The organism is Microbacterium rhizosphaerae, from assembly GCF_034120055.1.
Classification (GTDB): Bacteria; Actinomycetota; Actinomycetes; order Actinomycetales; family Microbacteriaceae; genus Microbacterium; species Microbacterium rhizosphaerae.
In genome coordinates, this window is sequence record NZ_CP139368.1 from 2,580,681 (window position 1) to 2,602,703 (window position 22,023).

A 22,023-nucleotide genomic window follows, 5' to 3' on the forward strand; every position below is an offset into this window, starting at 1 on the left:
CCGCGAGGAGGCCCGACCTACCCTGGGGGCATGGCACGCTCACCCCTCACTCTAGCGGCGTCGGTGACATCGGCTCTTCCCCGGGTGGGTGTCGTGAGCGTCGGTGCGCTGACCGACGGAGGCACCGGCCGGTACGACTCCGCGATCGCGGAGCTGGACGACGGACGCCGCGTCATCGTTCGGGCGTCGACGGATGACGCGGCCGCCGCCACTCTCACGGCACAGGCGCGCGCGCTGCGCGCCCTGACCCCCGGCGTGCGCGGGCTGCTGCCTTTCGCGGCACCGCAGCTGCTCGGCGAGGCGGACCTCGATTCGGGTCGCGCGGTCGTCGTCGACTTCATCGCCGGCTATCACGTGGATGCCGCGCACGTGCCGGCGGGACCGGGAGCCGCCACCGCGCTCGGCGAAGCGATCGCCGCCGTTCATGCGCTCCCTACGACAGTGGTCCGCTCCGAGGGGCTCACGGCACTCACCCCCGATCAGTCGCGCGGCGAGGTCGTCCGGCTCGTCGATCGCGCCGAGCAGACGCGACGCGCGCCGGCGGCCCTCATCGCCCGCTGGCGGCAGGCGCTGGCCGCCTCGCATCTCTGGCGATTCGAGGGGTCCGTCGTCCTCGGCGGGGTGGATTCGGTAGACTTCCTCTTCGCCGACGGCCCGCAGGGATTGCACATCGCCGCCCTGCTCGAGTGGTCGGGACTCGCTGTCGGCGATCCCGCGATCGATCTGCGGTGGACATCGTCCGCCCCCGCCGCGGCCGCCGACGTGTTCGAGGCCTACGCCGGTGCCCTGCACCGCGCGCCCGACGCCGGTCTGCGCATGCGAGCCCGCATGTACGCGGAACTCGAGTTCGCGAAGTGGCTGCTGCACGGCGTCGAGGAGGACGACGAGGAGGTCGTCGAGGACGCTGTCGCCCTGCTGACCGCGCTCGCCGACGGCGTGAGCGCCGACAGCCTCGTCGCAGACACCGAGTCCGATGTGGAGGACGCGCTCGCCATCCTCGGGCGCGTCGCGCCGGCCGCGACGGCCGCGATCGACACGTCTATGCAGACGGATGCATACGACGCCGACGCGCTCTCCGAATACCTCGAGACCGACGACCTGACGGCGACGGTGGGTCGCACCGCCGCGCCATCCGATTCCGCCGCCGAAGAGGCGATCACGGCGGACTCGCCGGTCCCGCCTGTGTCGGCGACGCGGCCGGAGGACACGCAGCCGATCGATCCGACCGAGCTCGTCGCGCTCGCCGAACGCGCCGTGGCCGGCCTGCGTCCGACCGACGGTGCAGCCCTGCAGGTGCTGGACGACTCCCCCGGCGTTCCGGTGGTCGCTCCCCTGATCGCCGACGAGATCGATCCCGTGGCGGATCAGGCGGATGCCGAGCGGGCCTCCCGCGCGGCGCTCCACCGTTGGGCGAGGTCGGACTCGGAGTAGATCCGGTCGTCCCGGAGGACGAGGTCGTCGCCGACGTAGTACAGCGCGACGTCGATCTGGTCGAGCGGGACGCCGTGCCGCTTGTGATAGGCCACGCGGTAGAGCGCGAGCTGCAGCATCCGCTCCTCGCGCTCCCGCGGCGTCGCGGGAGGCTTGCCGGTCTTCCAGTCGACGATCTCGATCCGGTCGCCGCGTCGGTAGACGGCATCCAGCTTGCACACCACGATGTGGTCCGCACCGGCACCGCCGTCGAGCGCGAAGTCGATCTCCGCTTCGACCTCGAGCGGGGCCAGCTGTCCCCACTCGGAGCCCTCGAAGATCGCCTGCAACCGGGCGAGCTCGGCCGCGTCCTCGGCTCCCGCCTCACTGTCGGGCTGATCGATGTCGGCCTCCCAGAGCCCGTCGTCCGGGGAGGGGCCGACGCCCGCGCGCTCCGCGCGCTGCTCCACCCACGCGTGGAAGAGCGTGCCGAGCCGCGTCTGCCGGTAAGGGCGCTCGGGCACGGGCCGCGCCACCGCGCGCACCGTCGAGTCGAAGGCGGTGACGTAGTCCTTGAACCGCGATGCCGGGATGCGGGTCGGCGCGGGGATGCGCGTCGCCGCCGTGCGGGCATCCCGCTCGGCGAGCAGCCGGATCAGCTCCTCATCGGGGACCGCATCCCCCGCCGCGATCGCCGCACGCACCTCCTGCGCCGCCGTTCGCACGACCGGGCCGCGCGCGCCGAGCGGATCCAGCGGCCACGCCAGGACCTGCCCGCCTCGGTCGAGGTACGGGTTGTCGCCGGGGTCTGCCTCGGGCAGCGGATCGCGGCCCAGGGCCTCGAGCATCTGCGAGAGGTACGGGCTCGGGCGACGCGACCGCAGCTGTCCTCCCCAGGTCGATCCGGTCAGCAGGAGATCGCTGCGGGCGCGCGTCACCGCGACGTACGCCAGCCGTCGCTCCTCCTGCTCCTGGTGGGCGCCGTTCCCCTCCTTGAACGCGGTGATCGCGTCGGCGAGCTCCTTCCTCGTGCCCTGCGCTCCGGCATCCCACTCGAGCGCGGGCAGGGCGCCGCGGTCGCCGCGGAAGGCGTACGGGAGAGTCCCGAAGCCGAGCCAGCCGAGCTTCGTGCGCGGGGCTTTCGGCAGCTCATCGGCAACGAGACGGACGACCGCCACGGCATCCCACTCGAGCCCTTTCGACCCGTGGATCGTCAGCAGCTGCACGACACCCGGCTGCTGAGGCTCGGTGCGCGGCACGAGCTCGTCGGTCTCCTCGGCGTGATCGAGCCATGCGAGCAGGCTCGACACGGAGCCCTGCTCATCGCCGGCCAGGAATCCGCGCACCTCGTCGAGGAACGCCCGCAGCTGTGCGGAGGCGACGCGCGCGGCGCCGCGCGTCTCGTTGGCCGCGAGCTCGACGTCGAGCCGCAGCTCCACCTCGATGAGCCGGATGAGGTCGGGGATCGGCTGCGCGGCCGCTCGGCGCAGCCGCGCGAACATCTCCCCCGCTTCCCGCAGCCTCGCGAGCCCCTCTGCCGTGAAGCCGCCGAGGAGGCGGTATTCCTCGCGCGTGGTGCGGACGAACTCCAGCGCGTCGATGATCGAGAGCTGTTCGTCGATCCCCGCCGAGCCGCGCACCCGGGCGGCGAGCCTCGGTTCGAGCGGCTGCAGCGAGCCGTCTCGCTTGGAGAGCGCGTCCGCCAGCTCTTGGAGCGCCCCCAGGTCGGCGACGCCCACGGCGAAGCGAGGCCCGGACAGCAGGCGGATGAGAGCGGAGCCCTGGCTGGGGTCGTGCACGACGCGGAGCGCCGCGACGACGTCGACGACCTCGGGCGTCGACAGCAGACCGCCCAGGCCGAGGATCCGGTGCGGGATGCCGCGCCGCGCGAGCGCATCGGCGAACGTGTTCATGTGCCGCTTCGCACGGAACAGCACCGCCCCCGAGTGGGCCTTCTGCTCGACAGCCGGCAGACCCGCCTCCGCGCGCTCGCGCGCCGCCGCCGCCTGTCCGGCTGCGTGCTCCGCGCGCACGTCCGCGAACCACTGGGCGACCGCATCCGCCTCGTCGTCGATCGTCGCCTCGAAGCGGCACGCGACCCGTCCGCTGCCCGCGCCCGGCCGGGACTGCAACGCGCCGACCGGCACCGCGCCGTGAGCCGTCCCGGCGACGAGGCTGTTGGCCGCGGCGAGGATGTCGACGTCGTTGCGCCAGCTGACCATGAGTCCGTGGTGCGCGCACTCCGTCTGCCGGGCGAAGGCGCCCGCGAAGGCGGAGAGGTTGTCGGCGGATGCGCCGCGCCAGCCGTAGATCGACTGGTTGGGGTCGCCCACGGCCATCACCGCGCTGTCGTGGAAGATCTCGGCGAGGAGTCGAGTCTGGATGACGGAGGTGTCCTGGTACTCGTCGAGGAGCACGACGCGATACTGCCCCCGCAGCTCCTCGCCGACGGCGGGCGACTGCTCCACGATGTCGAGGGCGCCGGCGACCTGGTCGGCGAAGTCGAGCGTCTCCTCGATCGTCTTGCGCTGCGCGTAGTCGCGCACGAGGCCGGTGAGCACCGGCAGGCCGGTCATCGCGGCATGGAACTTCTCGATGTCGCCGGGGCTCTGCAGCTGCGGATTCACGAACGGCTCGACGCGTCGCGCCCAATCGGCGGCGAAGGCGTCGATGCGATCGAGATCCGCGCGGTTGTCGAGCACGTCGCCGGCCAGCGCGCTGACGGCATCGACGACGGTCGAGAACGCCTCGCCGCGCTGGGCGAGCCGTTCGTCGGTCGATGCGATCACGACGCGCCGCGCGAGCAGCCACGATGCGGACTGGCTCATGAGGGCTGCGTCGGGATCGCGGCCGATGCGTGCGCCGTGCTCGCGCACGATGGCGTCCGCGAACGAGTTGTAGGTCGCGACCCGCGGGCGCAGGAGCGCGTCCTCGGCGAGAGACGGCGGCGGCGCAGCGCCGAGGCGAGCCGCCAGCGCATCGAGGCAGGCGCTCAGGGCGATCCGTCGGGCCCGGGGGGCGGCATCCCTCGATCCCGCCCAGAAGCGCGCGAGCTCCCCGGACTCCGCGAGTGCGTCGATATGCGGGACCAGGCCCCGCTGCGCGTACTCGTCGATGCTCGCCAGCCGATGGTCGATGCGCTCGGCGAGCTCGCCCGCCGCCTTGCGGGTGAACGTGAGACCCAGCACTTCGTCGCGCCGCACGTGCTCGTTGGCGATGAGCCACACCACGCGCCCGGCCATCGTCTCGGTCTTGCCGCTCCCGGCGCCCGCCACGACGAGCGCCGGAGCCGGCGGCGCCTCGATCACGGCGCGCTGCTCGGGTGTCGGGGCCGGCAGTCCGAGCGCGGCGGCGATGCCCTCGGCGCTGACGGTCGCGGGGCGCTCCCACGCCGGGCTCACGAGGCGGACACCGCCTTCACGGTGTGGATGCCGCACACGGCGAACCGGTCGGTGCGGCAGTGGGTGTCGAGGTGCGCGTCGAATGAGTCGGATGCCATCCCGGCGGCGACCTCGACGATGCGCTGCAGGAACGCCGTGCGCAGGTCGGGTGTCATGGGCGCCTGCCGGGCGAGGCGGTACTGCGTGTTCTTGAGGGTCTTCGACAGGACGAGCAGGCGCGCACCGGCGTTGGCGGCGCGATCGGCGCCAGGCACGTGGCCCTCGAGCAGCGCGAGTTGGTAGGCCGCAAGCTGCGGGTCCTCGACGACCTTGGCGTCCGAGACTCGATCCTCGGAGCGGCCGGTCTTGAGATCGACGATGACGACGCGCTCGGCATCCGGACGCTCCGCATCCGCGGGCACCTCCTCACCGCCGCCCGGCGGGTACACCTCGACCCTGTCGACCGACCCGCTGAGCAGCGCGATGCGCCGGCCCTCGAGGCTCTCGCCCTCCGCCATCGTAACGACCTCGGGCACGGAGTCCATGTCGACGCCGATGCGGAAGCGCGCCTCTGCGCCGATCGCGCGTCCGCCCTCGCGCGCCACCCGCGACAGATACGCATGGAGCCGCCCCACGAGGACCCCCGCCCACGCGTGCTCCTTCTGCGACAGCCACGGCGCCTCGAAGTCGAGCTCCCCCCAACGCGAATCGACGAGTGACTGCAGCTCGGCCAGCGCTCCGTCCGGCACCTCCTCGAGTGCGGCATGCAGGATCGTGCCGACCCCGGCCGAGGACGAGCGGCTGTCGCCGCCGAGCGCCCGCACGGCCCAGTCCAGCTCGCACTGCGCGAAGCCCTCGAGCTTGGACGGCGACACGTGCACCGGACCCCGCGCGGGGTCCCGCAGCGGGGCGTCGGAGCTCGGCGCGGCGATGCCATACCACTCGGAGGGATCCGCCCCGGCGACGTGAGCTTCTGCCAGGACGGACAGCTGCTGCGCCGCGTGGCGGCGCGCGGGCTCGAGCGACGAGGTCGTCAGCGTGCGCCTGTGCTGCGCGACGAGCCCGCGCAGGGTGAGGGGATGCTGCGGCACCGACGGTCCGTCGGGATCGTCGTCGGGCGGGGGGAAGTACGACAGCAGCGGGCTCGCGCCGAGGTCGTCGTCGTCCACCGCCGTCACCACGAGCCGACTGCGCGCGCGCGACACCGCGCGCACGAGGAGCCGGAGCTCGTCGTGCAGCACCGCGCGACGGCGGTCGAGAACGGCGGGGGTCTCCGGAGCCGATCGCCCTGCACGGCGCGCCGCGACATCGTCCGCGAGGCGCCACGTGTCGAGCAGGCCTCCGCGCAGGCGCACGTTCGGCCACACGCCGTCCTGCACGCCGGCGATGACGACGGCCTCGAACTCGGTCCCCAGCGCCGCCGCGGGCGTGAGCAGGGTCACCGTCTGTCCCCTGTCGGGAGCGGCGAGGATGTCCTCGGGCACGTCGCCGTCGAGGATCCGGTGCACGAACGGCCACGGTCCGTCCTCCGGAGCGCGCTCGACAGCGCGCTTGGCGGCGTCGAACAGCGCGACGAGGGCATCGAGCGCGTGATCGGCCTCCGCCGCGAGTATGCCGGCGCTCGCCGCCTGCTCGCGCCACGCGTCGGCGAGCCGCCGACCCGTCCCCGCCTCGCGCGCGCGATCCCACGCAGTCCACAGCAGATCGTGGATCGTCGCCCCGCGCTCCGCGTCCTCGCGCAGCCGCTGCAGCGTCACACCGAGCCGCTCGGCGATGCCGCCCTCCCGGGTGCCGAGGAGACCGAGCTCGAGCGGAGCGGCCAGCGCCGTCCGCAGCAGCTCGCGTGCGGGTGCGGCGGGCGGTGCGCCCTCCTCCTGCGCCTCGCGCAGGGCCGCATGCCGGAGACGCGCGCGCAGCCGGCGCAGGCCGACCGCATCCAGCCCGCCGAACGGCGAGAGCAGGGCCGAGGAGAGCCGATCCGGGTCCCGCTCGAGGGGCGCGGTGAGCCCGAGCCGCACGATCTCGACGAGGTCGCGCACGACCTGCTCCCGGCCCAGCGGACGCTGCACTCCGGCGGCGCGGGTGGGCACCTCCCGCGCCGCCAACTCGACCTCGAGCGACGCCACCTGACGCGTGTCGTGCGCGATGACGGCCATGCCCGACCACGGCACCTCGTCCAGCACGTGCCACTCCCGCAGAGTGCGGGCGATGCGGTCGACCTCCTCGAACGGCGACGGCGCCACGATCGTGCGCAGCGCGGCATCGTCCTGCTCCGGGCCGGGAGGGCGACGATGGTCGACGCGCCCCGCGGCGCCGATCGCCCCGGTCACGGTGCGCGTGACGCGGGTGAGGGACGCTGCCGCCCGGTGCGGCGCATCCAGCACATGCACCGTTCCCAGCACATCGCAGAGCTCGGCGAACAACTCGGGGCCGGCCCCGCGGAACGCGCCCGAGCCGATGTCGGGGTCGCCGAAGGCGAGTACCGCCACGCCGCGCGACTGCAGCGACCGGATGAGCTCGATCCCGCCGCGCGTCAGCTCCTGCGCGTCGTCGACGAGCACGGCGCGCAGCAGCGCGGGCGGCCCGAGCTGCGGCTCCGCGGCCTCCCCGGGCCGGGCGTCGCGGAGGATTGCGGCAGCCTCCGCGACCAGGTCGGCGGCCTCGCGGTGCGCCGCGCGCATCTGGCCCATGATGTCGCGGTAATCGCGCAGGAAGGATGCCGCTGCCACCCACGCGGGCCGCCCGCAGGCCGCGCCGAGCGCGGCGAGCTCCGCCGGTTCGACGTGCAGCTGGGCGCACTCGGCGATGAGCGTCCGCAGCTCCGTGCGGAAGGAGCGGGAAGCGCGGACATGCGATGCCAGCCCCTCCGGCCAGCGGTCCGCTCCGCGCGCGGCATCCTCGTCATCGCCGGCCAGGAGCTCGGCGATGATGCGATCCTGGTCACCGGCGGTCAGAAGGAGCGGCGGCTCGTCGCCGCGCTGAACCGCCGCGGCGCGCACGAGCTGGAAGGCGAAGGATGCGAGCGACCTCGCCAGCGGGCCCGCCGTCGCCTGCCCGGCCGCGAGGGCGAGCCGGTCGCGCAGCGCCGTCGCCGTCTGACGGGTCGGCGTGAGCACGAGCAGTTGCGCGGTCGAGAGGCCTGCCGACAGCAGCGCGCCGGCCCGCGCAGCGAGCGCTGAGGTCTTTCCCGTCCCGGGCGCCCCGATGACGACTCCCGATGCGTGCGCATCGAGGTCGACGACCGCGCGCTGCGCCGGATCCAGAACCATCCCGTCCATACGCAAGCCACCGTAGCGCGCGCCCCGGACAGCCGCCGTCAGGCGTTCGCCCAGAGCGTTCCGCGTCGGAGCCGGGGCGTGTGAGCCGTGTCGTAGAGTGGCGATGCGCCCTCAGAGATCGCGCGTTGGACATCGAGAAAGGCACCGCCCCGTGGAGATCCGCATCGGCATCGCGAACACCGGCCGTGAGCTCAACTTCGAGACGAACGACTCGGCCGACACGGTCAAGAAGGCGCTCGCCGACGCGCTGGACGCCAAGGCGACGCACGTCACCTTCGCAGACGCGAAGGGCACCACCTACATCGTGCCGACGGCCGGCCTCGCCTATGTGGAGCTCGGCACCGAGGAGTCCCGCCGCGTCGGATTCGTGGCCTGACATGCAGATCCTGCTGGCTCTGCTGTTCGGGGCGGCCGTCGGTGCGCTCGTGCATCTGACGCTCCCCGGCCGTGAGACCCGGGGGGTGGCGCTGACCCCCGTCGCAGGCGCCGTCATCGGCGGCGCCGTGTGGCTCGCGCTGACATGGGCGCGCTTGACGATCGACGATCCGTGGCTGTGGATCGCCTCGTTCGCGGCCCCGTTCCTCCTCTACCCCATCGTCGCGCTGCTGACGGCGAGCCGTCGCCACCACGACCGCGCGGAGCGGGCCCGGCTGCGCATCGCCTGATCGGCGGCGGGGGCCGCTACGCGGCGAGCCCCATCTCCGACATGCGTCGATCGTGCGCGGCGAGCAGCTCCGTGAAGACGGGTTCGACCTTCTTCTCGTCCGCCTCGTCCAGTCGCACGGGGGCGAGCGCCGCACGAGCGACGAGCAGCGTGTCACCGACGAGACGCCGTCCCCACAGCGACAGCAGCGACGCCCATTCCGGGTCGCTCTCGATCGTGCGCCTGAGAATGGTCAGGACGCCCTCGCTGCCGTCGGAGGCGCGCAGGATGCCGGCCGCTGCGCGGCCCTGCTCGCCGTAGCTCGACGAGAGCGACACGTAGAAGTCGTCGAGCATGCCCGCCGTGATGTGCACCGAGAGCATCGTCTCCGGCGTGCGCGTGCCGTGCGTCGCATCCCTGAACGCATCCAGCTGCTCGCGGAAGGGAAGCATGAGCGCCGTCGGGTCGTCACCGCCCGCGCGCATGAGCGCCACGAGCTTCTCGTGCTTGTCGAGTGCCGCACCCGCGGCGCGCGACAGAGCCTCCTTGTCGGCGAGTCCGGGCGTCGCCGAGATCAGCTCGCTGAGCGTCTCGAAGAACCCCAGCTGCAGGTAGGCGGCCTGCCCCAGGAAGGTGTCGATGTCGGGCGCGAGCTCGGCGAAATCGACGAGGGTGGTGTCCGACACCTCGTCTCGCGACCGCACGCGCAGGATGCGCAGCGGCTCGCGACGACGGCGCAGCCAATCCCACATGGAACCCACCTTAGAGGCGCTATCCGGGCTCTCACGGCATCGCCCGCTATCCTGGTATCCGCCCCGGCGTCGGATCGGGGCCCCGCGCCTGCGAAGAGATGAAGGGCGTGGATCCATTTTCCGCGACGCTCGCCGTCGCCCTCATCGCAGACAGGTTCATATTGTGACGACCTTCGCCGACCTCGGTGTCGACCAGGACATCGTCGACTCCCTTGCCGCTCGCGGCATCGTCGACGCCTTCCCCATCCAGGAGCAGACGATCCCCCTCGGCCTTCCCGGCCAGGACATCATCGGTCAGGCCAAGACCGGCACGGGCAAGACCTTCGGCTTCGGCATCCCCGTCGTCCAGCGCCTGGGCCTCGACCCGGAGCCGGGCGTGAAGGCGCTCATCGTGGTGCCCACGCGCGAGCTCGCCGTGCAGGTGTACGAGGACATCGACATGCTCACCACCAATCGCCCGACGAGCGTCGTCGCCATCTACGGCGGCAAGGCGTACGAGGGGCAGATCGAGCAGCTGAAGGCGGGCGCGCAGATCGTCGTCGGAACACCGGGTCGCCTCATCGACCTGGCCGGCCAGCGGCTGCTGGATCTCTCGCACGCCACCGAGGTGGTCCTCGACGAGGCCGACAAGATGCTCGACCTGGGCTTCCTGCCCGACATCGAGAAGATCTTCCAGAAGCTGCCCTCCGTCCGGCACACGCAGCTTTTCTCGGCGACGATGCCCGGCCCGATCATCGCGCTGGCCCGCCGGTTCATGTCGAACCCGATCCATATCCGGGCGACCGACCCCGACGAGGGGCTCACGCAGGCGAACATCCGCCACCTCGTCTACCGCGCGCACGCCATGGACAAGGACGAGGTCATCGCCCGCATCCTCCAGGCCGAGGGTCGCGGCAAGACCGTGATCTTCACGCGCACCAAGCGCGCGGCGCAGCGGCTCGTCGACGAGCTCGGCGACCGCGGCTTCAACGCGGCCGCCGTGCACGGCGACATGAGCCAGGAGTCGCGCGAGCGCTCGATGGCCGCGTTCAAGGCGGGCAAGCGCGACGTCCTCATCGCGACGGATGTCGCCGCGCGCGGCATCGACGTGGACGACGTGACCCACGTCATCAACCACACGATCCCCGACGACGACAAGGCGTACCTGCACCGCGCCGGCCGTACGGGCCGCGCGGGCAAGACCGGCATCGCCGTGACCTTCGTCGACTGGGAGGACCTGCACAAGTGGGCCCTCATCAACCGCGCTCTCGAGTTCGGACAGCCGGAGCCGGTCGAGACCTACTCGTCGAGCCCGCACCTGTTCGCCGACCTCGACATCCCCGCCGGCACGAAGGGCCGTATCGCCAGCGCGCCGAAGGCGCCCAAGTCCGAGAGCCGCGACCGGCCGGCACCGCAGAGCGCGTCCGAGGCGGCGGCCGAGGGCACCGAGCCCGGCGGCACGCGCCGTCGCCGCCGTCGCTCGCGCGGCGGCGAGCGCGTCGGCTCGACGTTCGAGGGCGAGAAGCGCACCCCGGTGGAGGTCGCCGCGCCCGCGGCCGGAGGCGAGAGCGCGGACTCCGGCGACGGTGTCGGCGTCGGCACGCACGACGGCGCGGGCAAGGAGCACCACGACGGCCACCCGGCACCCCGCCGGCGTCGCCGCCGTCGCGCGCCGCGTCCCGAGGGCGGCTCGGCCGCCTGACGCCCGGGCCGCAGGCCCGCGGCATCCATCTCCCGGTTCTGATGCGCCGGTCGTGGGCTCACGCCATAATCGCTTCTATCGGTCGCGTTCTCGCGATCGGAGGCTGCGCTGCAGCGCCCTTCTAACTAGGAGTGTCTATGGGCTTTGGGTCCAACCTCGGGGACATCATCTGGATCTTCCTCTGGTCGTTCTTCTTCATCGTCTACCTCATGGTGCTGTTCTCGATCCTGTCGGATCTGTTCCGCGACCACTCGCTCAACGGCTGGTGGAAGGCCGTCTGGATCATCTTCCTGATCTTCGTCCCGTTCCTCACCGCGCTGATCTACCTCATCGCGCGGGGTCAGGGCATGGCGGAGCGCGGCATGAAGCAGGCCGCCGCGGCCAAGAAGCAGCAGGATGCGTACATCCAGCAGGTCGCGGGCTCGTCGAGCGCGACCGATCAGATCGCGCAGGCGAAGGCGCTGCTCGACGCGGGCACGATCACCCAGGCCGAGTTCGACCAGCTGAAGGCCAAGGCGCTCAGCTGAGCCGAGACGCTCGTCCGGGAGCGCCCCTGTCCGCCTACGGGTAGACGGGGGCGCTTCCCGTTGCGCGGCCGACGATGCGCGCGACCATGTCGTCGTCCGTCGTGTGCTCTCCCGGCACATTCGGCTTGCCCTGACCGTGGTAGTCGCTCGAGCCCGTCACGATGAGGTCGCGGTCGGCGACGACACGGCTCAGGATGCGGATCCCCTCCGCCGTGTTCTCACGGTGGCCGAGCTCGAATCCGGCCAGGCCCGCATCGAGCATCTCGGTCAGGAGCGGCCGCGGCAGCACGCCCGCCCGGCCGGCGGGGTGCGCGATGATCGGCACTCCCCCGGCTCCCGCGACACGCGAGACCGCGGTGACCGGGTCGGGCGCGTACAGCGCCACGTAGTAGTCGCTGCGCGGGCTGAGGATGCCGCCGAAGGCCTCCGCCCGGTCTCGCACGTAGCCACGGGCGACGAGCGCATCGGCGATGTGCGGACGACCGACGGTCGCGCCATCGGAGGTCTGCGCGGCGATGTCGGCCCATGTCAGGTCGTAGTCGCGGCCGATGCGTGCGGCCATCTCCTGTGCTCGGGTCAGCCGCGAGTCGCGGATGCGCTCGGTGAGCGCGCGCAGAGGAGCATCGTCGGGATCGACGAGATAGGCGAGCACGTGCACGCTGCGCCATTCCCAGCGCGACGACAGCTCCATGCCGGGCAGGAGCGTCATGCCGAGTGACGTGGCGGCCTCGGCCGCCTCCGCCCACCCGGATGTCGTGTCGTGATCGGTGAGCGCGACCGTGCGCAGTCCGTGGCGGTGCGCCGCCGCCATGACGTCGGCGGGAGGCTCCGTGCCGTCCGAGACCGCCGAATGCAGGTGGAGATCGCTCGGTCCCTCGAACCTGTGCGCAGCGGCCGCCATCCTCCGAGGGTATCGGGCCCGGCGACGGGCGTGCGGACGTGCGACAGGAGTCCGCATCCACGCCGCACCCCACGTCTGCTCACGACTTGTCCAGGCTCCTCGCCTAGAGTCGCGAGAGTGTTGCGCGTGCTCGGGATCGTCGTGTCGCTCGCATGTGCGGCCGTTGTCCTGGTCCTGACCTGGCCGCAGCTGCTGAGGCTCGAGCGCACGTATCCGTTCGCCCAGACCGTCGCCTTCCGGGGCATCGCGGTGGGTGTGTGCGCAGCGCTGTGCCTCGTGCTCCTGCTGGTCGCGATCATCCGTCCCGTGCGTCCTCTCGCGCTGGCCCTCGCGGCCGTGGTGGGCATCGCCGCAGTCGGCGGCGTGGCTGTCCTCATGACCCGCGGCGTGGGCACCGACGCGCTGCCCGCCAAGGGCGCCAAGAGCATCCGCGTCCTCACCTGGAACACGGCGGGCGCCGCGACCAGTGCCCAGACGATCGCCCAGACGGCGGTGGCGATGGATGCCGACATCGTGACGCTGCCGGAGACGACGATCGAGACCGGCGAGAAGGTCGCGCTGGCGATGCGGGCGATGAATCACCGCATGTGGGCGTACCACACGCAGTACGGCGAGCACGGATGGGATGCGAGCTCCACCACTCTGCTCATCTCGCCCCGGCTGGGTGACTACGCGGTCGTCGCGTCGTCGGTGAACGGGTCGACCGGCACCTCCACCGTGCCGAGCGTGGTCGCGATGCCGGTGAACGGCATGGGGCCGGTCGTCGTCGCCGCGCACGCCGTCGCCCCCCGCGCCGAGTACGTCGCGCGGTGGCAGTCGGATCTGCGGTGGCTGGCCGATCAGTGCGCGTCGGCGGATGTCATCATGGCGGGCGACTTCAACGCGACCATCGACCATATGAGCGGCCTCGGCGTGAAGGACGCCACGCTCGGCAGGTGCACGGATGCCGCGAGCCGCACGGGCAACGGAGCGGTGGGCACATGGCCCACCTCGCTGCCCGCGCTCCTCGGCTCTCCCATCGACCATGTCATGACCACGACGACCTGGCGTCCCAGCGGGTCGGTCGTGCTCCGGTCGCTCGACGGCTCCGGCAGCGACCACCGGCCGCTCGTCGTCCAGCTGGAGCCCGCGAGCGGCGGCTGACCTGCGGCGGCACCCTCACGGGGTGCGAGGATGGAGGGATGAACCCAGGCGACGGCGCCACGAGCGCACCCACGGCAGAGGCCACCCAGGCCACGGAGTCGAGCGCGGACACGAACACCAATCGGCGGCAGCCCTTCCCGCAGGGCTTCCTCGACAGCATCTCGTCCGGCTGGTCCTCTCGCCCGGAGTCCGCGCCGCTCCCCCGGGCACAGGCATCCTTCGCGGCCGCCCGTCGCGCACGCGTGTCGGAGGCGTTCCCCGGCAAGCGTCTGGTGATCCCCGCCGGCGAGCCGAAGCAGCGCAGCAACGACACCGACTATCCCTTCCGCGCGCACTCCGCGTTCTCGCACCTCACGGGCTGGGGCGCGGACTCCGAGGCGGGCGCCGTACTCGTGTTCGAGCCGCGCGACGCCGCCGGCGGGCACGACGTCACCCTTCACTTCCGCGAGCGCGCCGACCGCACGACGTCGGAGTTCTACTCGGACGCCTCGATCGGCGAGTTCTGGATCGGGCCTCGCGCGGCGCTCGACGCCGTGGCCGTGGACCTGGGCATCCCGACGGCCCACATCGATCGCTTCGAGTCGCACGACGGCGACCTCGTCCTGGATGAGGATGACGCGCTCACGCGCTTCGTGTCCGAGCTGCGTTTCGTCAAGGACGACTACGAGATCGAGCAGATGCGCCTCGCGGTGGATGTCACTGCGGCCGGCTTCGACGACATCGTGCGCGAGCTGCCCGCCATCCTCGAGCACCCCCGCGGCGAACGCGTCGTCGAGGGCGTCTTCCACCGGCGCGCGCGCAGCGACGGGAACGGCGAGGGCTACGACACGATCGCGGCATCCGGCCCGCACGCGTGCTACCTGCACTGGACGCGCAACGACGGCGCCGTCATGCCGGGCGATCTCATCCTGATCGACGCGGGCGTCGAAGTCGACAGCCTCTACACCGCCGACATCACCCGTACGCTCCCGGTCTCCGGCCGGTTCACGGATGTGCAGCGGCGCGTGTACGAGACCGTTCGCGAGGCCGCCGACGCGGCGTTCGCGGCCGCGCGCCCCGGCGTACGGTTCCGCGACGTGCACGCGGCGGCGATGGAGGTCATCGCCCGCCGCGTCGCCGAGTGGGGGCTGCTGCCCGTCACCGCCGAGGAGGCGCTGGACGCCGACCGCGGCGGCCAGCACCGCCGCTACATGGTGCACGGCACGAGTCACCACCTCGGCATCGACGTGCACGACTGCGCCCAGGCGCGTCGCGAGATGTACTACGACGGACTGCTCGAACCGGGAATGGTGTTCACGATCGAGCCGGGACTGTACTTCCAGATCGACGATCTCACCGTGCCCGAGGAACTGCGCGGCATCGGCGTCCGCATCGAGGACGACATCCTCATGACTGCCGACGGTCCCGTGAACCTCTCCGCCGGCATCCCGCGGACGGCGGACGAGGTCGAGGCCTGGATCGCGGCTGCGTCCGCGTGAGCGCGCCGACGTACACCGCACCGGCCGCCTTCACCACCCGTCCGACCCTGACGGGGTCGTTCGGGATGGCGGCATCCACCCACTGGATCGCGACGGGCGTCGCCCAGGGAGTCCTCGAGCGCGGCGGGAACGCCTTCGATGCGGTCGTCGCGGGGGGCTTCGCGCTCCATCTGGTCGAGCCGCACCTCAACGGCCCCGGCGGCGATCTCGTGGGGATCTTCGCGACCGCGGCCGAGCCGAGCCGCCCCGTCGTCCTGATGGGTCAGGGACCGGCACCGGCCGGCGCCACGATCGACCACTACCGTGCCGAGGGCCTCGACCTCGTGCCCGGCGCCGGCGGCCTCGCCGCGGCGATCCCGGGTGCCGTGGACGCATGGCTGCTGCTGCTCCGCGCCCACGGCACGGCGACGGTGGAGGAGGTACTGCGGCCCACGATCGAGTACGCGCGCCGCGGAGTCCCCCTCTCCGCGAGCGCCGCGGCGACGATCGCCCGCGTCGCGGAGCTGTTCGCCGACCAGTGGCCCTCCTCGGCCGCCCTCTGGACGCCAGGCGGCCGCATCCCCGCCGAGGGCGACCTCGTGCGCAACCCCGCCTACGCCGACGTGCTCGAGCGGCTGGTGGCGGCATCCATCGGCCACGGCGATCGCGGCGCGGGCATCGATGCCGCGCGCGACCTCTGGGCCGAGCTCGTCGGGACCGAGGCGTCCGCGTTCCTCGCGACCCCGCACCGCCACTCGTCGGGCACCGATCACGCCGCCGTCATCCGAGCGGAGGACGTCGCCGGCTTCCGCGCCGGGTTCGAGGATGCCGTGACCGCGCCCTTCCGCGGTCACGTCGTCGCGAAGGCCGGGTCCTGGTCGCAGGGGCCGGCGCTGCTCGAGGCGCTGCGCATCCTCGATCCCCTTCCCGACGCGTCGCTCGATCCGTCGACGGCACGTGGCGCGCACACCGTCGTCGAGGTGCTCAAGCTCGCTCTCGCCGACCGCGACGCGCTCTTCGGCGACGGCGCGCCCGTCGACGACCTGCTGGGCGACGATTACATCGCCGTGCGCCGCGCCGAGCTCGGCGAGGATGCTTCGCACGAGTGGCGACCGGGCAGCCCGGAGGGCCGCATCCCGTTCCGGCCGCCGCTGAGCACCGAGCACGGGCCGGACGACGACGACTCCCTCGGCGTCGGCGAGCCCACCGTGCAGGGCACGGGCGAGCCGACCGTCCTGGCCACGGGCGAGACGCGCGGCGACACGTGCCACATCGACGTCGTGGACCGCTGGGGCAACATCGTCGCCGTGACGCCGTCGGGCGGGTGGCTGCAGTCGTCGCCCACGATCCCGTCGCTCGGCTTCTGCCTGGGAACGCGTCTGCAGATGATGTGGCTCGATGAATCGGCGCCCTCGGCTCTCCGGCCGGGAGCGCGTCCGCGGACCACGCTCACGCCCACGCTCGTGCTGCGCGACGGTGCCGCGGTCATGGCCATCGGGACGCCCGGCGGAGATCAGCAGGAGCAGTGGCAGCTGCCGGCGCTGCTGCGCATGCTCGTCGGCGGCTATGCGCCTCAGCAGGCCATCGACGCTCCGACCCTCCACACCACCGCGCTCGTCGACTCGTTCTGGCCGCGCACCTGGACGCCCGCGGGCGTCGTGGCGGAGGGCCGGCTCGGCGCGGAGGTCATCGCCGGGCTGCGCCGTCGCGGGCACGACGTCGCAGTCTCGGGAGACTGGTCGCTCGGACGCCTGTCGGCCGTGGGCATCGACCGCGCCACGGGGCAGCTCTGGGCTGCCGCGAATCCGCGCGGCGCGCTCGGCTACGCCGCCGGCCGCTGAACGCCCCCGGGGACTGCTCGATGCCCGAGCAGCTTCCGGCGCCCTTCACACCCTGCGCTCTGCGACGAGGCGAACCCGGAGGAAGCGCTCCACGCGCTCGGCGATCTCGGCCGCGAGGTCGGCGGGCGCGGCCTTCCGGCCCTTGACGTCGAACCCGTGGCCGCCGGGCGCCCACTCGAGCACTGCGTCCTGACACGAGGCGACGGCTTGTTCGAGCTGGTCGTGCGGGTCGACGAACGGGTCGCTCTCCCCCGACAGGAACAGCTGCGGCGCGGTGATCGACGGCAGGTGCTCGACCCGCGGGCTGTCCGGGCGGCCCGGCGGATGCAGGGGGTACCCGAGGTACACGAGAGCGGCCGGCTCGATCGCTCCCGCCGCGGCCGCCATCGAGGCCATCCGACCGCCGTACGAGCGGCCCGAGGCGACGACCGGCACGCCCGGAACGGCCTCGCGCAGCGCCGCGTCGGCCGCCGCCCACGTGGCGACCGCGTGGGCCGGGGGTCCCGGCATCCGTCGCCCTGCTTCGGAGTAGGGGAAGTTGAACCGCATCGCGGCGACGCCGTGCGCCGCCATGGCGGCCGCGAATCCGGCGATGAACGGGTGGTCCATACGGGTGCCCGCCCCGTGCGCGATCCCGATCGCCGCCCACGGCTCGTCGGGCACGGCGAGCATCGCGGATACGACCGCCTCCCCCGCGGGCAATGCCACGGTCAGGCTGCTCGGCGTCTCCTGATCCACCCTCGCATCATGCCGTACTCGCGTCGGTCAGCGCTCGGAGTCCGCACCGCTCCCCCCGGCTGTTCCGTCGTCATCGGCGCCCGGGCGATCCGCCTGCCCTGCCTCGACGTGCCCCGGCGCGGACGCGTCGTCCTCGGGCGTGATCCGTTCGCCGTAGCGCGGCGGCTCCGCCTGCCAGGCTGTCGCGTCCTGCTCGGGGGGCGCGGGTGGGGCCGCACCGGCCGCCTGCTCGGTCGACGCGGGAACCCGCGGCGGGATTGCGCCCGCCTGCGCACCGATCACCTGGCGGGCGCGATGGATGCTGTCCGGCCGCACCGTGACGTCGTAGTGGTCCGCGACCACCTGCATGACGGAGGCGTAATCGCGCCTGCGGCGCACCATCGCGTAGGTGAGGAGCGAGAACAGCATGCCGACCGCGATGCCGACGAACAGCACGCCGACGAACGCCTGGATCGGCACCGAGCTGTTGCCGAGCACGAAGACCGCCGAGAACAGCAGACCGATCAGCACGCCGTTGATCGCACCGGAACGCGCGGCGGCCGCGTAGCCGAGACGGCCCGTCACCCGCTCGATCGATCGCAGCCCGTACCCGACGATGGCGATCTCCTTGGCCGGGATGTCGCCGGCGATCAGGGTCGAGACGGCCTTCTGCGCCGCGTCGTACGTGGGGAAGCTCGCGATGCTCTCCCCCGCCTCGGCAGCGTTCGGCGATCCACCCATCATCGTCATGCCCCCATCCTCCCATGAGCGTCCGGCGCGCCCCGATGCACCTCCCCTGAGGACACCCGGAGCGCCGGTCACAGGCACCTGGGGCCGGCAACCCGCGCACTACGCTGGTTCCGTGAGTACGCAGAGGGTTTTCGTCGCGCGCCTGTCCGGGTGCTCGGTCTTCGACCCCGCGGGCGACCGGCTCGGCAAGGTCCGGGATGTCGTCGTCATCTACCGAAAAGCCGATCCGCCGCGCGTCATCGGACTCGTCGTCGAGATCCCGGGTCGGCGGAATGTCTTCGTCTCGATCGGACGCGTGACCTCGATCGCGACCGGGCAGGTCATCACGACCGGGCTCATCAATGTGCGCCGCTTCCAGCAGCGCGGTGGCGAGGTCCGCGTGATGGCCGAGCTGGTCGGCCGCAAGGTCTTCCTCGCCGACCGCACGCAGGCCGTCATCGAGGATGTCGCGATCGAGCGCAGCCGCACCGGCGAGTGGGATGTCGGTCAGCTCTTCCTGCGCAAGCCGAAGACGAGCGCATCCCCCTTCGCGAAAGGCCCGACCACCTTCGCGTCCTGGTCCGACGTGCGCGAGAGCCAGGACCCGGGCGAGGCGCAGTCGGCCGAGCAGCTGGTCGCGACCTACAGCGAGCTCAAGCCCGCCGACCTCGCCAACACCCTCCTCGACCTTCCCGAAGATCGACTGATCGAGGTCGCCGAGGAGCTCCCCGACGACCGTCTCGCCGACGCCCTCGAGGAGATGCCGGAGGACGACCAGATGCACATCCTCGAGCAGCTCGGCGACGAGCGGGCCGCCGACATCCTGGATGCGATGGAGCCCGATGACGCGGCCGACCTCCTCGGTCAGCTGCCGGAGGCACGCAGCGAGCAGCTCCTCGAGCTCATGGAGCCGGAGGAGGCGGAGGACGTCCGCGCGCTCCTGAAATACGGGCCGGACACGGCGGGCGGTCTCATGACGCCGGAGCCGATCGTCCTGTCCGCGGACGCGACGGTCGCCGAGGCACTGGCCCTCATCCGTCGTCACGAGCTGCATCCCGCGCTCGCCGCGGCGGTGTTCGTCACGCTGCCTCCCTACGAGACGCCCACCGGGCGCCTGCTCGGCACCGTCCACTTCCAGCGGATGCTGCGCTACCCGCCGCACGAGCGGCTCGGCGCGATCATCGACGACACCCTCGACCCGGTGCCCGCCACCTCCTCCGCCGCCGAGGTCGCGCGCCTGCTCGCCAGCTACAACCTCGTCTCCCTGCCCGTCATCGACCAGGCGCACCGCCTCGTCGGCGCGGTCAGCGTCGACGACGTCCTCGACTACCTCCTGCCCGATGACTGGCGCACGCACGACGCGGAAGAGGTGGATGCCGCGCCCACGACTCGAACGGGGGGCCGTTGATGGCACGCCAGACCCGACAGCCCTCGCTCGACGCGCCCCGCGGGCGCTCGGGCATGCTGAGCCGCAACCCGCAGCAGCAGTCCAGCGACCGGTTCGGCCGCTTCTCCGAGGCGTTCGCGCGCGCCATGGGCACCTCCGGGTTCCTCATCGGCATGACGATCTTCGTCGCGGTGTGGCTGACCTGGAACATCTGGGCGCCTCCCGCGCTGCAGTACGACCCGGCGAAGACGAATTTCACGCTGCTGACGCTCATCCTGTCGCTGCAGGCCTCGTACGCCGCGCCCCTCATCCTGTTGGCGCAGAACCGGCAGGACGACCGCGACCGCGTCCAGATCGAGCAGGACCGGCAGCGCGCGGAGCGCAATCTCGCCGACACCGAGTACCTCGCCCGCGAGATCGTGGCCCTGCGCATGGCGCTGACAGAGGTCTCCGGAGAGGTCGTGACGAAGGACACGCTGCGCCAGGAACTGCGCGGCCTCCTCGAGCAGCTGGACGAGCGCGACGCCCGCGCGGTGGCCGTCGAGCGGCCGGGAGGACCGGCGTGACCGCACAGGGCGACGCCCTGCTGGGCGACGCGGTGCGCGCTGCCGTCGGAGCCGTCTCGGATCCCGAGCTGCGCCGCCCCCTCGCCGATCTGGGGATGCTGCGCGACATCCGGGTCGACGGCGGCACGGCGCACGTCGGCATCGCGCTGACCATCGTCGGGTGCCCGGCCGCCCAGCGCATCGAGCGGGACGTGCGCGAGGCCGCCGCCTCGGTGGCCGGAGTGGATGCCGTCGACCTCACCGTCGGAGTCATGACCTCGGACGAGCGCCGCGAGCTGACCGAGCGCCTGCGCGGGGCTCGTACGCGGACGATCCCCTTCGGTCCCGAGTCCCTGACGCGCGTCATCGCCGTGACGAGTGGCAAGGGCGGCGTCGGGAAGTCGACCCTGACCGCCAACCTCGCGGTCGCCCTCGCGCGCCGTGGCCTTGCGGTGGGGCTCGTGGACGCGGACGTGCACGGCTTCTCGATCCCGGCGCTGCTCGGGCTCGTCGACGACGCGGGCCGCACAGTGAAGCCCACCCGCATCGACGAGCTCATCCTGCCGCCGGTCGCGTACGACGTGAAGACCATCTCGATCGGCATGTTCCTTCGGGAGGGCGACGAAGGCGCGGCGGTCGCGTGGCGCGGGCCGATGCTGCACCGGACCGTCCAGCAGTTCCTGACCGACGTGCACTTCGGCGACCTCGACGTCCTGCTCCTCGACATGCCTCCCGGCACGGGCGACGTCGCGATCTCCGTCGGCCAGCTCCTCCCTCACGCGGAAGTGCTCGTCGTGACGACACCGCAGACCGCGGCATCGGACGTCGCGGTCCGCAGCGGCCTCGTCGCGCGTCAGACGGGACAGCACGTCATCGGCGTGGTGGAGAACATGGGCGCGATGACCCTCCCCGATGGGACGGTCGTCGACCTCTTCGGGTCAGGGGGCGGAGAGCGTGTCGCAGAGGCGCTCTCCACCGCCGAGGAGACCGTCGCGCTGCTCGCCCAGGTGCCGCTGAGCCCCGCGCTGAGAGCGGGCGGGGATGCCGGCATCCCTGTCGTCGTCGCCGACCCGGATGATTCCGCGGCTCGTGCGATCGTCGACCTCGCGGCGCGGTTGTCGGTGCGACCGCGCGGTCTCTCCGGCCGCTCGCTCCCGGTCACGCCCCGCTAGGGTCGTACGCGTCGCCGGCTCAGGTCGCCTCCGCGTCGAAGGGCGGAACGTCTCCCGGAACGAAGGTCTGGATCGTCGCCGCCGCAGCGGGCGCTGCAGCCGCGGCCGTCGCGACCGACGCCACCGGCGCGTCGTCGAGGAGCGCCTCGCGGATGATGCGCCGGGGGTCGTACTGGCGGGGGTCGAGAGTGCGCCAGTCGAGGTCGTCGAAGTCCTCGCCCATCTCGTCCTTGACGCGGTCCCGCGCGCCGCGGATGAACTCGCGCGCGCGGACGGTGAACTGCGCGAGCGACGCCGCGTACCTCGGCAGCCGCTCCGGTCCGACGAGGAACGCGGCGATCACACCGATCACCAGCAGCTTCTCGATGGTGAGGCCGAAGATCATGAGTTCAGGTTACCCGCCGCGCCTGGCGGTGGCCCCACCCGCGCACGCGTAGGCTTCGGAACGGAGGTCTGGGAT

At 72.4% G+C, this 22,023-nt stretch carries 18 protein-coding genes; 11 read left to right on the plus strand and 7 right to left on the minus strand.

Features of this window, described 5'->3' with window-relative positions:
* Positions 1 to 30 precede the first annotated feature (30 nt).
* Positions 31 to 1,431, plus strand: coding sequence for a protein kinase family protein (locus SM116_RS11655; protein ID WP_320941150.1), 1,401 nt, complete (start codon positions 31 to 33; stop codon positions 1,429 to 1,431).
* Here the strand turns inward: SM116_RS11655 and SM116_RS11660 are convergent.
* Together SM116_RS11660 and SM116_RS11665 are read right to left on the minus strand one after the other, a co-directional pair.
* Positions 1,365 to 4,811 (minus strand): ATP-dependent helicase, encoded by a 3,447-nt coding sequence (locus tag SM116_RS11660; protein ID WP_320941151.1) that lies wholly within the window; start codon positions 4,809 to 4,811, stop codon positions 1,365 to 1,367. The two genes, SM116_RS11655 and SM116_RS11660, sit on opposite strands and share 67 nt — an antisense overlap.
* Positions 4,808 to 8,059, minus strand: a complete 3,252-nt coding sequence (locus SM116_RS11665; protein ID WP_320941152.1) for a PD-(D/E)XK nuclease family protein — start codon at positions 8,057 to 8,059, stop codon at positions 4,808 to 4,810. The genes SM116_RS11660 and SM116_RS11665 overlap by 4 nt, the downstream gene beginning before the upstream one ends.
* A 160-nt stretch (positions 8,060 to 8,219) precedes the next feature.
* Between SM116_RS11665 and SM116_RS11670 the strand changes: the two genes are divergently transcribed.
* A complete protein-coding gene (locus SM116_RS11670) occupies positions 8,220 to 8,444 on the plus strand; it encodes a DUF3107 domain-containing protein (protein WP_320941153.1) in 225 nt (74 codons plus the stop codon).
* Position 8,445: 1 nt separating this feature from the next.
* The gene (locus tag SM116_RS11675; RefSeq protein ID WP_320941154.1) at positions 8,446 to 8,733 is read left to right on the plus strand and encodes a GlsB/YeaQ/YmgE family stress response membrane protein; all 288 of its coding nucleotides are present in this window, start codon (positions 8,446 to 8,448) and stop codon (positions 8,731 to 8,733) included.
* Positions 8,734 to 8,749: 16 nt separating this feature from the next.
* Here the strand turns inward: SM116_RS11675 and SM116_RS11680 are convergent, their stop codons facing one another.
* A complete protein-coding gene (locus tag SM116_RS11680; protein WP_320941155.1) occupies positions 8,750 to 9,463 on the minus strand; it encodes a ferritin-like fold-containing protein in 714 nt (237 codons plus the stop codon).
* Between the two features lie 163 nt (positions 9,464 to 9,626).
* Here SM116_RS11680 and SM116_RS11685 point away from each other — a divergent pair, with 163 nt between their 5' ends.
* The gene (locus SM116_RS11685; RefSeq protein WP_320941156.1) at positions 9,627 to 11,144 is read left to right on the plus strand and encodes a DEAD/DEAH box helicase; all 1,518 of its coding nucleotides are present in this window, start codon (positions 9,627 to 9,629) and stop codon (positions 11,142 to 11,144) included.
* 137 nt (positions 11,145 to 11,281) lie between these two features.
* Complete coding sequence (locus tag SM116_RS11690) at positions 11,282 to 11,671, plus strand: SHOCT domain-containing protein (RefSeq protein ID WP_320941157.1); 390 nt, start codon at positions 11,282 to 11,284, stop codon at positions 11,669 to 11,671.
* Between the two features lie 34 nt (positions 11,672 to 11,705).
* On the opposite strand, the gene SM116_RS11695 is transcribed toward SM116_RS11690, so the two are convergent.
* Positions 11,706 to 12,572 carry a PHP domain-containing protein gene (locus SM116_RS11695; protein WP_320941158.1) on the minus strand — a complete coding sequence of 289 codons (867 nt, stop codon included), beginning with the start codon at positions 12,570 to 12,572 and terminating at the stop codon, positions 11,706 to 11,708.
* Positions 12,573 to 12,689: 117 nt separating this feature from the next.
* Between SM116_RS11695 and SM116_RS11700 the strand changes: the two genes are divergently transcribed.
* The 3 genes from SM116_RS11700 to SM116_RS11710 are packed head-to-tail and all read left to right on the plus strand — an operon-like array spanning position 12,690 to position 17,013.
* A complete protein-coding gene (locus SM116_RS11700; protein WP_320941159.1) occupies positions 12,690 to 13,715 on the plus strand; it encodes an endonuclease/exonuclease/phosphatase family protein in 1,026 nt (341 codons plus the stop codon).
* 38 nt (positions 13,716 to 13,753) lie between these two features.
* Positions 13,754 to 15,193 carry an aminopeptidase P family protein gene (locus SM116_RS11705; RefSeq protein ID WP_320941160.1) on the plus strand — a complete coding sequence of 480 codons (1,440 nt, stop codon included), beginning with the start codon at positions 13,754 to 13,756 and terminating at the stop codon, positions 15,191 to 15,193.
* Positions 15,190 to 17,013 carry a gamma-glutamyltransferase family protein gene (locus tag SM116_RS11710; protein ID WP_320941161.1) on the plus strand — a complete coding sequence of 608 codons (1,824 nt, stop codon included), beginning with the start codon at positions 15,190 to 15,192 and terminating at the stop codon, positions 17,011 to 17,013. Before SM116_RS11705 ends, SM116_RS11710 begins: the two co-directional genes overlap by 4 nt.
* Before the next feature lie 45 nt (positions 17,014 to 17,058).
* On the opposite strand, the gene SM116_RS11715 is transcribed toward SM116_RS11710, so the two are convergent.
* Together SM116_RS11715 and SM116_RS11720 are read right to left on the minus strand one after the other, a co-directional pair.
* Positions 17,059 to 17,751, minus strand: a complete 693-nt coding sequence (locus SM116_RS11715; protein WP_320941162.1) for an alpha/beta hydrolase family protein — start codon at positions 17,749 to 17,751, stop codon at positions 17,059 to 17,061.
* Between the two features lie 27 nt (positions 17,752 to 17,778).
* A complete protein-coding gene (locus SM116_RS11720) occupies positions 17,779 to 18,480 on the minus strand; it encodes a YflT domain-containing protein (RefSeq protein ID WP_320941163.1) in 702 nt (233 codons plus the stop codon).
* 112 nt (positions 18,481 to 18,592) lie between these two features.
* Between SM116_RS11720 and SM116_RS11725 the strand changes: the two genes are divergently transcribed.
* Genes SM116_RS11725 through SM116_RS11735 form a run of 3 tightly spaced genes read left to right on the plus strand, consistent with a single transcriptional unit; the run spans position 18,593 to position 21,563 of the window.
* Positions 18,593 to 19,867: a magnesium transporter MgtE N-terminal domain-containing protein gene (locus tag SM116_RS11725; RefSeq protein ID WP_320941164.1), complete on the plus strand. Its 1,275-nt coding sequence runs from the start codon at positions 18,593 to 18,595 to the stop codon at positions 19,865 to 19,867.
* Entirely contained in the window at positions 19,867 to 20,412 is a 546-nt protein-coding gene (locus SM116_RS11730) for a DUF1003 domain-containing protein (protein ID WP_320941165.1), read from the plus strand. Before SM116_RS11725 ends, SM116_RS11730 begins: the two co-directional genes overlap by 1 nt.
* A complete protein-coding gene (locus SM116_RS11735; RefSeq protein ID WP_320941166.1) occupies positions 20,409 to 21,563 on the plus strand; it encodes an Mrp/NBP35 family ATP-binding protein in 1,155 nt (384 codons plus the stop codon). Before SM116_RS11730 ends, SM116_RS11735 begins: the two co-directional genes overlap by 4 nt.
* 19 nt (positions 21,564 to 21,582) lie before the next feature.
* Here the strand turns inward: SM116_RS11735 and SM116_RS11740 are convergent, their stop codons facing one another.
* On the minus strand, positions 21,583 to 21,948 hold the full coding sequence (locus SM116_RS11740; RefSeq protein ID WP_320941167.1) for a twin-arginine translocase TatA/TatE family subunit: 366 nt from the start codon (positions 21,946 to 21,948) through the stop codon (positions 21,583 to 21,585).
* Positions 21,949 to 22,023 lie beyond the last annotated feature (75 nt).

Coding starts and splice junctions, on each gene's coding strand:
- SM116_RS11655 (WP_320941150.1), top strand. CDS start 31: ATGGCACGCTCACCCCTCACTCTAGCGGCGTCGGTGACATCGGCTCTT.
- SM116_RS11665 (WP_320941152.1), bottom strand. CDS start 8,059: ATGGTTCTGGATCCGGCGCAGCGCGCGGTCGTCGACCTCGATGCGCAC.
- SM116_RS11675 (WP_320941154.1), top strand. CDS start 8,446: ATGCAGATCCTGCTGGCTCTGCTGTTCGGGGCGGCCGTCGGTGCGCTC.
- SM116_RS11680 (WP_320941155.1), bottom strand. CDS start 9,463: ATGTGGGATTGGCTGCGCCGTCGTCGCGAGCCGCTGCGCATCCTGCGC.
- SM116_RS11690 (WP_320941157.1), top strand. CDS start 11,282: ATGGGCTTTGGGTCCAACCTCGGGGACATCATCTGGATCTTCCTCTGG.
- SM116_RS11695 (WP_320941158.1), bottom strand. CDS start 12,572: ATGGCGGCCGCTGCGCACAGGTTCGAGGGACCGAGCGATCTCCACCTG.
- SM116_RS11705 (WP_320941160.1), top strand. CDS start 13,754: ATGAACCCAGGCGACGGCGCCACGAGCGCACCCACGGCAGAGGCCACC.
- SM116_RS11720 (WP_320941163.1), bottom strand. CDS start 18,480: ATGACGATGATGGGTGGATCGCCGAACGCTGCCGAGGCGGGGGAGAGC.
- SM116_RS11730 (WP_320941165.1), top strand. CDS start 19,867: ATGGCACGCCAGACCCGACAGCCCTCGCTCGACGCGCCCCGCGGGCGC.
- SM116_RS11740 (WP_320941167.1), bottom strand. CDS start 21,948: ATGATCTTCGGCCTCACCATCGAGAAGCTGCTGGTGATCGGTGTGATC.